Source organism: Paenibacillus aceti (assembly GCF_003614185.1).
Taxonomy (GTDB): domain Bacteria; phylum Bacillota; class Bacilli; order Paenibacillales; family Paenibacillaceae; genus Fontibacillus; species Fontibacillus aceti.
In genome coordinates, this window is the sequence record NZ_KZ987724.1 from 1,482,633 (window position 1) to 1,497,681 (window position 15,049).

General features: G+C 47.6%; 12 protein-coding genes. 2 read left to right on the plus strand and 10 right to left on the minus strand.

What is annotated here, in order from left to right; all coding sequences use genetic code 11:
• From ltrA to BFJ94_RS06580, 10 genes are all read right to left on the minus strand, one after another.
• The coding region (gene ltrA / locus BFJ94_RS06535; protein WP_120461935.1) for a group II intron reverse transcriptase/maturase at positions 1–1,114 on the minus strand (1,114 nt) is incomplete at its 3' end.
• Positions 1,115–1,865: 751 nt separating this feature from the next.
• On the minus strand, positions 1,866–2,861 hold the full coding sequence (locus BFJ94_RS06540; protein WP_162944208.1) for a peroxiredoxin family protein: 996 nt from the start codon (positions 2,859–2,861) through the stop codon (positions 1,866–1,868).
• Between the two features lie 217 nt (positions 2,862–3,078).
• On the minus strand, positions 3,079–4,707 hold the full coding sequence (locus tag BFJ94_RS06545) for a thiamine pyrophosphate-binding protein (protein WP_120461937.1): 1,629 nt from the start codon (positions 4,705–4,707) through the stop codon (positions 3,079–3,081).
• Positions 4,704–6,026, minus strand: coding sequence for a two-component system sensor histidine kinase NtrB (locus BFJ94_RS06550; protein WP_120461938.1), 1,323 nt, complete (start codon positions 6,024–6,026; stop codon positions 4,704–4,706). The genes BFJ94_RS06545 and BFJ94_RS06550 overlap by 4 nt, the downstream gene beginning before the upstream one ends.
• Before the next feature lie 69 nt (positions 6,027–6,095).
• Entirely contained in the window at positions 6,096–7,454 is a 1,359-nt protein-coding gene (locus tag BFJ94_RS06555; protein ID WP_120460909.1) for an IS4 family transposase, read from the minus strand.
• Positions 7,455–7,560: 106 nt separating this feature from the next.
• Positions 7,561–7,845, minus strand: a complete 285-nt coding sequence (locus tag BFJ94_RS06560; RefSeq protein ID WP_120461939.1) for a hypothetical protein — start codon at positions 7,843–7,845, stop codon at positions 7,561–7,563.
• A 124-nt stretch (positions 7,846–7,969) separates the two neighbouring features.
• Positions 7,970–8,914, minus strand: coding sequence for an SDR family oxidoreductase (locus tag BFJ94_RS06565; RefSeq protein ID WP_229717218.1), 945 nt, complete (start codon positions 8,912–8,914; stop codon positions 7,970–7,972).
• A gap of 203 nt (positions 8,915–9,117) precedes the next feature.
• Positions 9,118–9,753, minus strand: a complete 636-nt coding sequence (locus tag BFJ94_RS06570; protein WP_120461940.1) for a TetR/AcrR family transcriptional regulator — start codon at positions 9,751–9,753, stop codon at positions 9,118–9,120.
• A gap of 79 nt (positions 9,754–9,832) precedes the next feature.
• Positions 9,833–11,290 (minus strand): MFS transporter, encoded by a 1,458-nt coding sequence (locus BFJ94_RS06575; protein ID WP_120461941.1) that lies wholly within the window; start codon positions 11,288–11,290, stop codon positions 9,833–9,835.
• A 213-nt stretch (positions 11,291–11,503) separates the two neighbouring features.
• Positions 11,504–12,493, minus strand: a complete 990-nt coding sequence (locus BFJ94_RS06580) for a helix-turn-helix transcriptional regulator (RefSeq protein WP_120461942.1) — start codon at positions 12,491–12,493, stop codon at positions 11,504–11,506.
• 81 nt (positions 12,494–12,574) lie between these two features.
• Here BFJ94_RS06580 and BFJ94_RS06585 point away from each other — a divergent pair, with 81 nt between their 5' ends.
• The gene (locus tag BFJ94_RS06585) at positions 12,575–13,504 is read left to right on the plus strand and encodes a LysR family transcriptional regulator (protein ID WP_120461943.1); all 930 of its coding nucleotides are present in this window, start codon (positions 12,575–12,577) and stop codon (positions 13,502–13,504) included.
• Positions 13,505–13,599: 95 nt separating this feature from the next.
• The gene (locus BFJ94_RS06590; protein WP_120461944.1) at positions 13,600–14,760 is read left to right on the plus strand and encodes a cobalamin-independent methionine synthase II family protein; all 1,161 of its coding nucleotides are present in this window, start codon (positions 13,600–13,602) and stop codon (positions 14,758–14,760) included.
• Positions 14,761–15,049 lie beyond the last annotated feature (289 nt).

Below are 15,049 nucleotides of genomic sequence, written 5' to 3' on the forward strand. Positions count from 1 at the left end.
TTTTTGGATTGAGTTCCCCGATCAAGTCATTTATTTTCTTGTGGAGTAGATGTCGTGAGCCCGTTATCTCTTTCACCGTCGCTCGCATTTTCTTCATCGCCTTCTTGGATGGAAAGCTTCTCAAAATATGAGCTTCCTTTCCCCCTTTGCGAGCCACTTTTAATCTCCGAAAGTGATGTCCCAAGAAATCAAAACCCACATCATCGTCCCATATGTTCACCAGCTTACTCTTCTCTAGGTTCATTTCCAGTTCCAAGCGGGTGAACACCGTTCTTAAGATGCGAATCGCCTCCATCGCTTCCGTTTTTCGGTAGCATAAAACGACTAAATCGTCAGCATACCGGACCAGCGTACCGATATGGGAGAATTGTTGCTCCCATATCGTATCCAGATAGTTGAGGTAGATATTGGCCAGTAATGGAGATATCACGCCGCCCTGCGGACTTCCCAGCTCTGATTCATAAAACTGATCATCTTTTATGATTCCTGCCTTTAACCATCCGCGGATTAGTTTCAATACTCTACGATCGTTTACTCGCCTCTCTACCAGCATCATCAGTTTCTCATGCGATATATGATCGAAGTATCCTTTGATATCCACATCGACGACCCAGTATATTTTCCCTTCATTGACCGTCGTCATGATTTTCTGGATCGCATCGTGGGCACCTCGTTTCGGGCGGAATCCATAGGAGAAGTCCTTGAAATCTGCCTCGAAGATCCCTTCTAGCACGATTTTTGTGGCCATCTGTACCAGTCGATCTCGCAGGGTTGGAATCCCCAAGGGTCTTGTTCGACCATCCCCTTTAGGGATTTCGACTCTCCGAACGGGAGAGGGGCGGTACGTTCCATTTCTGAGTTGACCACAGGTTTCCTGGATAAAGCGTTTCTCTCCATATTCTTCGGTAATCTGCTGGATCGTTACTCGATCTATCCCCGCGCTACCTTTGTTTGCTTTGATCTGTTTCCACGCGTAGGTCATGATATCTTCCCGGTAGATCTTGTCATAGAGGGCATGAAATCGACGTGTCGGTTTTTCCTTAGCCGCAAGGTATAGAGTTCTTTGTAGTTGTCGAGCTTTTTCTTTGGCGTAGTTAGCCTTTCGGGCATTCACTCGCTCTTACCTCCTCAGTTCCCATGAATGAAGTGGGGTATTGTCTTTTGACGCCCTTCCCTCCGCAAGGTTATGTTGTCCTTTGCCTCATCAGTACTATGGCCCCCTCCGACTCCCTTCCCACGGATTCCCATTTCACCTATTTAGGCTTATAGGTTCACCATTTACGTATTTTTTTCGTGTGGGTGAGGGTCTCCCTAGTTCCAGACATAACTTTCTCCACATGCCGACCCCTATACACCGGAGAGTTCTTCCGCACTGCGATCCAAGTTCTTCATGCGTTCCATGGCCTTCACCCTTTCGCTCGGGGCTCGGCACTCTCTTTTCCTCCCTTTGAGGTAGGTTAACCTTGACGATGCGGTAGGGTTCATTTTCATTACGGCCTGTGGATTTGCTTCACATGTTTTTTTTTACATGCTTTTTACAGGGCTTCAGTCCACGAATTTCGTCGTAGACTGCCTGCTAGCTACGGGGCAGCTTGGTCTTTACCCCGACTGAACTTTCATCAGTTAGTTATGCCTAGCTTGGCTAGGCGCGCAACGAAACAGGGTATCGCTATTTGCGCCAAAAAGGGCTTCGAGAGATTGTAACGAAACAGGGGAACGCTATTCGCACAAATTGGGGGTCCGGGGCTTGTTTTCCTGTGAATAACGATATGATGTATCGTTAAAATTTTTTTGCCGATGTTTTTGTGGAAATAACGATCAGGAGTTTCGTTAGAGCAATCCCAAGTAGAGCCATCAAAACGAGCTCAATCGGTCAACTTCGCCGTCTTCTTGATGCCCTCGTAGCTGATCGCGCCCAGGTATCTCTCCCGGATCATGCCGGAGGAATCGATAATATAGGTGGTCGGATAAGCGGTCACACTATACTCTTTGAGCACCTCTCCACTCTTGTCCAGCACGATAGGGAAGGTTAGCCCTTCTTTATCCGCATACTCCCCCACGAGATTCGCATTTCTCTCCTGCCTCGTCGCGTTGACCGAGAGAATAGTGACATCCTCCCCTCCTTGTTCGCGGTAAAACTTCTCCATATGCGGCATCTCAGCTTGGCAGACACGGCACCAGGTGGCCCAAAAATTCAGCACTACAGTTGAACCACGATAGTTGGATAAGCGCACAGCATTTCCATCTAAGTCAGTTAGCTCAAAATCGGGAGCAGCTTGATCAAGCTGGACATTTTTGCCGCTCGATGAGTAATTAAGTATGGTAAACCCGATCATTCCGATGATCAGTGCAGTCGCAAGGGAGCGGACTGCCGCTTTGAGCGAGGGGCTCAGCATGAACGCCAGCAATGTAACGGCCACGGACAATCCTGCGTAATCAGCAATTCCCGCCGCGTCATCCAGCAGGAGGAAGAGAAGAAATGCGGCCGCCGCCATTCCAGCTCCCCAGGTCACTGCGTTCATCATCGCCTCTCTGCTTCCAGCACGGCGAACCTCCCGCAGAAACAAATAAGCTAACACTACAATGGATGCAAGCCATACTCCTCTAATTCCACCGCTGAAGAAAAGCAGGGATTGCGGGTGCCGGATGACCCCCTGGAAATCGAAAAGGATCAAGCTTGCTTTCCAGACAATGATCCATATAAAGACCGCATTCCAAGCCCCTGACATGCGCCGTTCCCTCTCCAGTCGGCCCCGTTCCCGGTAACGAACCGACAGAACGCCGACGATGCCCGCGATCAAATAAATCAACAGCTCCATATTCAACACGAATGTACCTATCTGCAAATTCGGCAGCACCATCGCCTCCTTCATATTGAATACGAATTATAGCACAAAAAACAACCTCATAGGCTGATGGGAAGATCAGGATCGAGTGTTTACAGACCGACGGCCTCGCACAGCTTGTCTATGAGTTGGGTATAATGAGGCTCATTTTGCACATTTGCAGGCTTTTCCTAGAAACAAGCGCTTTCGGGCGATAATCCCTGCAGATTTGCGGGGATTTCCTGGCAGCCCATTAATCCAGCTTCATCTCCCGCGCTAAGGAGGAAGGAATCTCTTCTTTATCGACAATCACATCGATGACATAAGGCTTGTTCAAACTTAGCGCCTGCTTGAGCACCTCCGTAAATTCGCCGAGAGTTGAACATCTGGCGCTATCCGCCCCCATCGAAGCTGCATATGCCGCAACATCAAGCGGCTGCTTGAATATGGTGCCGTCCGTCCGTCCGGTAAATTGCCGCATCCCCTTCAAAGCCATATCCAATTGCCCATTATTGATTACGATGAATATGACAGGCAGTTGCTCCGCGACACAGGTCGATATCTCGGAGCCCAGCATGAACAGGCAGCCATCCCCGGTCAGACAGATGACATTGCGTGATCGGTCCGCGAATTTAGCGCCAATCGCCATCCCGATCGCATTCGCCATCGAAGCGAAATACGAATCGAAGAAGAACCTCACGCCAGGCTTGAGATCGAGCCAGCGAACCGCATGGTAACCATGGGCGCCATCATCAGCGAATATCGAGGTATTTTCAGGAATAAGTCCACTCACTGCCTGACAAACCTCAGCAACAGACAGAGATTCTAGCACAGGCAACGGATCATGATAAGGCTTGGCTATATGTAAATCGGCAGTCTCATCTGGGTATAAACGCAAGATTTCCTCCAGATTTGTCCGCAAATCTCCGAGAACAGGTAAATAATCTGTCTGAATAATTCCGCCCATGAATTCGGGTGAAATATCAAACTGAACAATGGACTGAGGATAATGAGCACGGTCCAGGCCACATAAGGCAGTATCACTCAACCGCGAACCCATCACCCATATCAAGTCCACCCCGGATTCCAGCAAATCCTTGGCCCTTTGATGCCCACCGAGACCAAAAGGCCCGTAATAAAGTGGATGGGAGGAATGGATGCTCCCCTTGCCTCCAGGAGTTGTTACGACAGGTACATTAAACTTCTCAGCGAACTTGTCCAACGCCTCCTGTGCGCCCGATAATACGACTCCCTTACCTGCCAGAATGACAGGGTTGCGAGCACTTTGCAGTTGCTTGACCGCATCCGCTAAATTCGTTGCTATGTAATTGATATTTCCAGACGGTAAATAGATTGTTGGATCAGCTACAGGCGAGATCATCACATCAAAGGGGATGCACAGATGCACAGGCCCTTTCCTCCCCGTCATCGCTTGACGCAGCGCGTATGTAAAGATAGCCGGGAAGTTATCGGCACGAGTCACCATCGTACTGAACAAAGTAACCGGCTTCATAATCTCCGCCAAATCAATCCCAAATTGCGAAGAATCCTGGCATTGCGGAATTCCCATTTCAGCGACCGACTGATGTCCGGTAATGAAGAGCACCGGCAGACAATTCATCTTGGCATGGGCTGCCGCGGTGACAAGATTAGTTCCCCCCGGCCCTGAGGTAGCTACAACTACCCCCAATCTATGATTGGTAAATGCATAGCCTCCAGCGGCGAAGCCCGATCCGCTCTCATGCCTGCCTAGAATAAATTCAATGTTCTGGTCGCCAAATTCTAATATGATCGGAGCCACCGATTTTCCCGGAATTCCAAAGACATGTTCAACACCAAGCTTAGCAAGAGTTTCAACCAAGAGCTGTACAACATTCTTCACATAGAACACTCCTTATAATTGCTTGTTAGAGGCAACTGAATATTAAAATCTGTACCTTCGCCCCATCTGGAATCGATAGTGATCTCTCCGTTGTGATTATTAATAATGCGGTAAGAAACCGACAGCCCGAGCCCTGTACCGTTCTCCTTGGTCGTAAAGAAGGGGTTCTGAACTTTGGTCAGATTCTCAGGACAAATCCCGCTGCCCTGGTCAGAGATCGTAATGAGTAGATTATCGCCCAATTTCTGTGTTCTCAAGGTAACAATTTGATGGGGTTCAGAGGCTTCGACAGCATTTTGTAAAATATTGAACAAGACCTGCTTGATCTGCGCAGCATCAGCAAATAAAATCTCCTCCTCGGCAGTATGGTAATCCCGTACGAACCGAATATCATGCAGAGCAGCTTGTCCTTCCATAAAACTAAGTACACTATCCAGAAAAGCATTGATCGCAATCGGCTTGACAATAGGAACGGAAGGCTTGGACATCGTCACAAAATCGGATACAAGGTTTTTGACCCTTTCCAATTCCTCTTGCACATACCCCATATACCGCTTCGTTACAGGATCAAGCAGGCGGGAATGGGTAATTTGCACGAAGCCCATGATGGTAGTAAGTGGGTTGCGTATCTCATGGGCGAGACCGGCTGCCAGTTTACCAATCGCTGACAGCTTCTCACTGACTATGATTTGCTGCTCTAGTAAATAGCGCTCGGTAATGTCGCGAACTTGGGCGTATACGCCTTGAATGACTCCACTCTCGAAGATCGGGATCATATCCATCAGGCAAACCGTATGCACTCCGTCCACATTATAATGAACCTCAATATCCCGCTGCCGCCGCCCCTTCGTAATCGCTTCCGAAATATAAGGCCCCAGCTCAGCAATTTGAAGCGCGGATTGCCCCACCTCAATACGATCCGGAATAATGCTTAGTGCCACCTTGTTAAAATCAACGATTACACCTGCTTGGTCAGCCAGGAGAATGCCTGTATCCAAGTTATTGACCATAAGATGATGTAGATTCAACTGACGCTGGTTCGTCCTCCTTAAGATCAGTTCCCTCGCCATCGACTCTACCATATTAACCAGCATCGCTAGCTGATAATTGCTAAACTCAACGATGCTTGTCATCAGTGAAATCGTGCCTTCCAATACTCCTTGCCCGCCATGGGGCTCAGGGAAAGAGAAAGGAACACTATGACAGGCAGAATCATGCAAAGCCAAATGGAAATGATCCGTTCCCACCGTCTGAAAAGGGATCTTCTTCTCCAGTGCAATCAAGGTCGCACAAATCCCGACTTCTCGTTCAAGCAACATCCTCCCTTCTTTAATGTTCAATTGCGATAAGTTTTCTTTCAAGATCCGGTTGCCAAAAGAGTCAATAACTCAACTTTCGCAGCTTAATTTCGGCAGGTAGGCCTTGATGTAATTAGGCAAACCAGCGATCCATTGCTGGAGTTGTGTCTGGATGAGTATTGTGATCTTCTTACTGGCCTTCTTGGCGATATCCTCAAGCAATTCAATAAGTTGTGTTAAGGCGACTGCCCAATCTAGTTGACTTACTTCGTCGCACAGCAAATGAAATAAGCCGCCCAGCGTGCGGTTGTCAGTGCTTTGTCGGTGTTGCCATGCCAGCAAAATGTAACGTGAAAAGACAATCGTCGTATGACTAATCAGCAGGTCATAAGAACGGCCCTGAAACTCCTTTTGTAGACGCAGCAAGGATTTGGCGCACTTGAAAAACACTTCAATATCCCAACGAATTCCGTAAATCCGGATAATTTCTTCTTCGGGGATCGAGAGATCGGTGCATAGAATCGCAAGCCATTCCTTCTTCTTCGAGCGGTGGCGGACAAATACCATCATAACCGGAATCCCTGGGGATAACTCGGTACGGATGGAACGTAAGATTCCCTTGTTTTTTCCTTGGACAGGGGTTGCTCTAAAGTAAAGCTCTTGCAAAGTTAATCGGCTTCCGCCAACAAGATAACGCTTCTTGTCATCTTTAACCATGCCGATCACATCCAGACCGCGATCAAGTATCGATTGGATCAATGGGGCATGAGTGAACCAACTATCCATGAGGACGTATGAAGCCTGCACACCCGCTGAAAGCGCCCGATCAATCATCGCCGGAATGACTTCAGGAGCAGGAAGCAAAGCTTCAACTCGCCGCTTGTAGCCGGACGTACGCTTATCAATCTCTTGCATGATGCCGTTCACTTGAGACTTCATCGAAGCAAGCAAGGAGAAGTCCACCGGAATGAACGTATGGCCATCTGACCAACCTAGAGTAAGCATACGAAATCCCTTATAGTAGCACCCCGTTGCATGGTCTTTAAATCGGGAAAGCAGTTCAACCGCTTTGCTGCGATTGCGCTCGAACATGGAGTCGTCAACTACAAATACGGATACGCGATCTTCTCCCGTTAGCGGTTGAATTTTCTCAATTGTAGAGGAACTGAGCAACGACAGAAACCGCCGCCATGCATAGCCGCTGTGATTCAGGAAGCGATAGACCGCATCTTTGCCAGGAAAGGATGCACCTTTCTCGCTTTCCAGTAGACGAAACCAGTTCTTGTGGTGGAACAAAAGGACAAAGACAAGCTGGAATAAAAACGAACAGGTATAACCGAATTTCTTTTTAAAGCCCGCTGTTCTTAGGTGTTGCAGTACTTTTAGTTCTTTAAAGGCTGGTTTAATTTCATTTGGAAGTTGATTCTGCTGTACGTTTTGTTCTATCATGTAGAGGACACCTCTTCTGCGTGGTAGTGATTGCTTAGGACACTCTCACTTTACCAAACGAAGCGGTGTTTTTCTATTTTTACAACTTCCATATTGAATCGACATTCTACCCAGTAACACCATGTAATAAGGCTAGTTTTCGCTCTGCGAAAGTTGAGTCAATAACCAGACCTTTGTCATCAGTGACGAGAAATAGCACCATCTGACCGTTAAGCAATTTGATTGTGTTTTCCCCAAAAATCTCCGTAACCTCAAGAATGTCGGCATAGAGCCGCTTTTGCGTCTGTAAATGTTCTTCAGTCACCTTTGTTAAGGGAGAAGGGACATCAGTCGGCTGCATTCCATTCGCGATACAACGTCGGCGAATCTCAGCAAGGAGATTGTTTTCCATGTGATCGTCCCCCCGGATTGCGGATTAGCAGATTAGCAGAAAATACTATTTTCTCTACTGATTATACTATAATATTCTATCCTACTTACTGTACATCCCCAAACAAAAGTGATGAAGTTTTTCATTAGCCTTTTCTGTTCCTGAACCAGTCCAGCGTTTCGGCAATCGCCAGCTCATGCGGAGTCGTATCCAAACCGAATGTTTTCTCGTATTTAGTCGTATCGACAATGAAGGGCTTCTCAAAAAGATAGAGCATTTCTTTGATCTCTCTCATGTCTGGGTTGAACAAGGCTAATAGAGAAACGAGGGGCTTAGGTGCAACGCGAAACTTAGGCTGTTTACCTGCCATGTCGTAGACCATATTAATTAGCTGTCTGGTCGTTAGTGTGGCTGCCCCAGGGATATGCCAGCTCTGACCTAATGCCTCTTCGCGCTCTCCTAATGTCACCAGGCCTTTGGCAAAATCACGGATAAAAAGATATGTATGCGGCATATCTATATTCCCCAACACCTCTGCGGGGCGGCCATCTAATGCAGCCTGGAAGACACGTTCACCTAATGAGGATTCCATAACCCGTGGTCCATAAAAGTCGGCACCACGCCCTATGGTCGCCTGTACCTTCCCACTATGATGTGCAGTTAGCAACTGCTGAGCCATTTGGGCGCGGGTTCTGCCCTTACGGCCGGTGGCACCATTCGGCAAATCCTCAGTAAGAACCTCATATTCACTGCCATACATATACAAATTGTCGCCATAGACGATCTTGGCCTCTTCTTTTGCAGCGGCATGAATAATCCCGTTCATCATTGGCGGGAATTTCTCCGGCCACTCGGTATAAGGAGCTTTGGCGCAATTATAAATAACCGAAGCCCCTTTACAAGCTTGACTGATACTTGCCTCGTCGCTGGCATCCCCTCTGATAACCTCTACATCTGAAGGCGCGTTTGCCTGGCCGCTACGATTCACCATCCGCACGCTTCTGCCTCTGTGCAACAGTTCCTCCATTACCGCCATACCCAGCGGCCCCGTCCCCACTACCACATGCAGTTCACCAGTTCTTGTAGTCATATGAATTCCCCTTTCCGAATCTTGATTCATGGATCATAATACTTACAATGCAAATTATATTTCAAAACTTTACTTGAGTAAATGTTTTTATTCAAGTTAACAATAATAGACGGCGTCACAGTAAAAAAAAGCCCACACCTAAATGGCATGGGCCTCACATAAAATCGTAGCTGAATAACAGGTTTACTGCTGCTATAGCTGTTTTATTGATTTTCAAGCAACTGAAGATGGATCTCATAGAATCCGCTAATATCGGTAGAAGCGTATTGATGAGCCGTCAGAAAAGCCCCATAAAAAATGGTAAGCATAATCTTCACCGCATCATCTATGGATATTCCCCTTTTGAGCTGTCCTGCTTCTTCGGCCTCTAACATACTACGCTTAAATAATTCAAGTAGGTTCGGCTCTTTACCTCCTATCTCTTCTTCGTCAGGGAATAAAAGAAAGACTTCAGCCCTGCTCAATTCCTGCAGACATGGATGCATCTTCATCTGCGCCAGGAAAGAAATCAGGCTTGGCATAATTCCCGTGATCTCCTGGGATTGTTCTCCTATTTTATATAGCAGATGCCGAATCGCATCGAAACCACGCTTATGCTCATTCTTGATTTCTATGATCCGTTCGGTAAGCCATATTTGCATGAAATAAATAAGTACATCTTCTTTTTTCGGAAAAAACTTAAAAAAAGTAACACGCGACAACTCCGCTTTCCGACAAATATCCTCCACCATAACTTCATGAAACATCTTATCTGCCATCAAAGACAGACTGGCTTCATATAGCGCTATTTTAGCTCTCGCCTTCTTGATCTCCCTTAGTGAAATATCCGTATTGGTCATGCTCATCATCCTATTAATTTAGTTAACTTATATTAATAAATTAACTAAGGATAATCAAGCTTGTCAAGAAATCAAGCCCTCACATCTCCTTCTCTTTTAACCTATTTACGCAGCCAAACGCCGCTAAGGCCAATCCACCGCTTATTCCGGTTGACAAGGAGAAAGCTCTTACATAATCCTCCAGGCTGGCTTCCGCAAGGGGGGAGCGCAGGGCCGCTGAGAACAAGATGCTGATCAATGCTACTCCAAAAACATTCGCCAGATACATCAAGGTCGTGAACAGCCCTGAACCGGTTCCGGCCAAGGCCGGCGGCACCTGATGCAGGATCATATTGGCCAGCGGTGTCGTCGCCATGCCCAAACCCAGCCCGTACACCGATAGAATCAGTATATTTTGCCCCTGAAATAGATGAACGGCATCAAGATGCAAGGACCAGATCAGCAAAAATAAGCTAGCTCCCATCGTAAGCATCCCCATTTTTAATACCCCGGCTCCCCATCTTTGCACCAACCGCGATGACAATAATGAAGTGGTGAAGTATCCCAGACCCAGCGGCAGAAAGGCAAAACTCGTCTCTGCAATCCCAAAATGCAGGCCCGACTGCAAATAATAATTCAAGATGAAGAAAAAAGTGAACATGCTTAGATATACGACCAGTTCTGTAATTATTCCCATGCGGAAGGACCTAATTTTAAAAATAGATAGCCCGACTAAGGGTATGCGTCCGATCTCTTCCCTCTGTCTCTGCAGAAGCACGAACCTAATCAGCAGCAAAATCGACAACAGCACAGAGCCCCAGGTCCATAGCGGCCAGCCTTGCTTTTGCCCGGTCGTCAAAGGATAAATGAGCAGGAGCAAGCCTGGAATAATCAGGGCAATCCCGAACCAGTCAATATCTTGGCTGGACTGCCCGCGAGATTCAGGGATGATAGGTAGACCCAGCATCACTAGCAATCCAAAGGGCACATTAAATAGCAAGACGATCCGCCAACCAAGGCCGAATAAGTTCCAGTCCACCAATAAACCGCCCAGGATCAGTCCCAACGTGAATCCGATACCGATCACTGCGCCGTAAATGGCGAAGACCAGCCCTTTTTCACTAGGAAGGAAGCTGCTCTGCATGATGGACAACACCTGCGGTTGAATCATCGCCGCCGACACCCCCTGAACAATGCGAATCATAATGAGTAGAGTCGGGTTCGACACCAATCCACCGAGCAAGCACATAAAGGTAAAGCCCATAACCCCGATCCATAACATGCGTTTTCTTCCATACATATCTCCCAGCTTCCCGCCTAGTATCAAGGCAATAGCCAGCCCCAACGAATATCCTGAGAAAATGAGCTGTGCTTCAGCAAAGCTGGCATGAACACTCGCTTGCATGCTCGGAAGCGCCACCTGCATCATATAATTATTCAGCGAAATCAGAAGTGTTGGCAGCAAAATCAGTATTAAGGCGAACCAGCGGCGCGGATCGGCCTCGGGTGCTGCATTAACCTCACTCGCATGCGAAGCAGTCAGATCATTTAAAGTCATTTATTACCTCTCCCTTCCCTGCAGCCGTCATTCGAATGAAAAGCGAAGGCAGCACAATCGAGCTGATAATCATTATCAGTGATAATATGGCGGTGTTCTACCTGCTAAGGGATTTTCTTTCCCTGTAAAGGGAGCGGGAGAAGCCGAAAAGGGATTCCGAACAGGCTGATCATGTCCGAAATCCCTCTTTTAACAACTTGTCTATTCTATGGATTATATTCGATGCGAGAACCTTCTGAGGTATTCGCTTGGATTGTAGCCATAAATTTTACGGAAAGCGGTCGTGAAATTACTAACATTACTATAGCCCACGGCTACCGCCGCTTCCCCTATATTCATCCGCTGTACCTCCATATAATACAAGGCCTTCTCCATCCTCTGCTTACGCACCAGCTCAAATACGGTCATATCGAAACGTTCCCGGAAGCCCTTCTTCAGCTTGAATTCATTAAGCCCGACTCTTCTGGCCAGCTCCTGGAGGGATAATGGTTGTTCAAAATAGCGAATCACCAATTCCCTGGCTTGATCCAGTTTCAGCAGATCATCACGGGTCAGAAAGCGGCTGTGGCTCTCCATTTCATGACCTTCTACTTCCCCGAACAAAGCGATCAGCTCCATGGCCTTGCTCTCCATATACAGTCGTTTCATCGCACCATCATAAGCGCAGTTCATCATATCCGACACGCATCGATGGATCTCCGCTGTATTCGGGTAAGGATTAATTTGTCCCTTATGGCGTTTCAGCCAAGTCTCCATTCTGTGCTGCTCGCTCGGATCAGCCGCATAATGGAACAGCGCCTGCGGGGATAAGCGGACTTCCAGCATTTGATGTCGCACACCAGCGCTCTTCTCTTCATAGACCAGTTCGTCCTCGAAATATAATACATTGCCCGTCCAATGATGGGTATGGCTTTCTTTGCCATCCCATTCACAATAAATGTCTCCGCTAAGGCAATAGCTAAGCTCAAACAACGGACAGGCCTCCTGAATACGAAGCTTCATATCCTGGGCATAGGTCAGGTCGGTCAACACAATTTCCATCCCAGGACGGATGGGCGTTCTTAAGAGGCTGCCCTCTCCAACCTGTGGCGGAATTGTGATATGCTGTTCCCATGACCGCAGCCGACGAGTTTGCCCCTGGATCAGATCCGTAAATTGATCAAAGAGGCTGTGCACCTCGCTATTCAGTATATTAAGAGTCAATCAGACCACCTACTTACTTCGATTATTTCTTTTTTTTCATATAAGAGCATTATACTCTGTGTATCCCAGGAGGAGAATCCGATGACATTGCAGCAACTTAAATACTTCATCGAGATCGTGAATAGCGGCTCGATCAATAAGGCAGCAGAGAGCCTGTATATTTCGCAACCGAGCTTGTCTAATGCGGTAAAAGACCTGGAAGCTGAGGTCGGCGTCGAACTCTTCAATCGAACACCGAAAGGCATCACCTTAACGATGGACGGTGTGGAGTTTCTAGGCTATGCCCGGCAAGTTGTCGAGCAGGCAAGCCTGCTTGAGCAGCGCTATTTGAGCAAGAAACCGTCGCGTCGCCTATGTTCCATCTCAACCCAGCATTATGCCTTTGCAGTGAACGCATTCGTGAATATGGTCAAGAAGACCAATGCCGATGAATATGAATTCACCCTGCGCGAGACACGGACGCATGAAATTATCGAGGATGTAAAGACACTTCGGAGTGAGCTAGGCATTCTGTACATGAATCCATTTAATAAAAAGGTACTCGAGAAGCTGCTGCGTGAGAACGGCTTGACCTTTCATCCGCTGTTTATCGCTAAGCCACATATTTTCGTCAGCACGACCAACCCGCTCGCCCAGAAGAAGTATGTTACACCGGAGGATTTGGAAGACTATACCTGCCTCTCTTTTGAGCAAGGGGAGAACAACTCATTTTATTTCTCCGAGGAAATCCTCAGCACGGCGTATAGCAAAAAGACGATTCGCGTCAGCGACAGGGCAACGATTTTCAACCTGATGATCGGCCTCAATGGTTATACGATTTCAACGGGAATTGTAAGCGCAGATCTGAATGGAGACAATATTACGGCCGTGCCGCTTCACATCGACGATTCCATCGAAGTAGGCTGGATTGCCCATCACTCCATCCAACTCACCAGACAGGCCACGATGTACCTTGAGGAATTAAAGCAGGTAGTATCCGAGTATGATGTGCTGATGGATGAACAGATATAGCTAATACCTATAACGGATCATAGAATAACGGAGTTACCCTATATGCCCCTCCTTATATTACATTGTTGATATTACACATTCAGGAGGGCTTCATGATGAGCAAGAAATTTCAAACAGTCGGCAGTTTGCTGCGCCCTGCAGAGCTGCTAAGCTACAAACACCAAATCGAACATCGCGATGATATAACTTATCCGTTCTATACCGATTTTGCGGGATATGAGAAATGTGAACATAAAGCAACCCAACAAGTGATAGATCGGGAAATTCAGCATGGGCTTGAGGTTATTACGGACGGGGAGTTCTCCAAGTCCATGTGGCATTTGGATTTCGTGTGGGGATTAGCAGGCATCAACCGTTATATCGCCGAGCATGGTTACTTCTTCCGCGACAAGGACGAGACGCAAAAATACGAAACCCGTCGCGATATTGGTCTACGTATCACCGCACCGCTCAGCGGCAAGAACCACCATTTCATTAAAATATTCCAAAGACAGGCGGCGCTCGCAGGCGACAGAGAGACGAAGCTCTGTGTCCCATCCCCATCTCATATTTTCGGGGAACTCTCGTGGTCCGATAATATCGGCGGCAAGGATTCCGTCTATGCCACGCCACAGGAGTTAAAAGCAGGCCTGATTCAGGCCTATAAAGAATTCGTACAGGAATACGCCGCCGCAGGCGGGAAGATTCTGCAATTCGATGATTGCTTGTGGGAGATTTTTGCGGATGACAATCCTAACTCCCCATACACGGGCGAAAATATCGATCAAGAATCGGTTCGTGCATTAGCTGCGGAATTTATCGACATCAACAATACCGTGATTGAGTTCGGTCACAGTCTCGGGCTGAAAATGTGGACGCATAACTGCCGTGGCAACTATGACTCTCGAAATATGGGCGGCGGATCGTACAGCAAAATTGCCGATTTGTTCCTGAAGCAACTGAAATACGATCGCTTCTTCCTGGAGTGGGACGATGAGAGAGCGGGTTCGCTTGAGGCGCTTGCCGTATTCAAGGACAAGCCCGATACTGAAATCGTACTCGGTCTGCTGTCGAGTAAAACTAACACCCTTGACGACGAAGCCCGCGTCTTCAAACTGCTGGACGAAGCGTCCAAGATTATCCCGAAAGAGCGCCTGCTCCTCTCCCACCAGTGCGGCTTCGCCTCCTGTGACGGCGGCAATGAGCTGACCGAGGATGAGCAATGGGCCAAGATTGACCAAGGGCAAAAAATTGCTCAGCAATATTGGGGCGAGTAAAGCAAGGGGCTGTCTCAAAAGTCGAGCTTCCGACTTGAGACGCCCCTTTTGCGTATCCTAAAATGTGACATCCCCATGTTCTGGCCGGATTAACGCTAACGGACATCATTGTCCGTTAGCGTTGATCCTGTGGCATCCTTGCCCTTGTAACGGACAATAATGTCCATTACAAGGGGATTTGTCGCGAGAAATTGCATATTTGTGCTTCTAAGGGTCAAAAGTGTCCGTTAGAAGAGCGTAGTTGTTGTTTTCATGCTCTAACGGTCATTTTTGACCGCTTGTCAGTGGA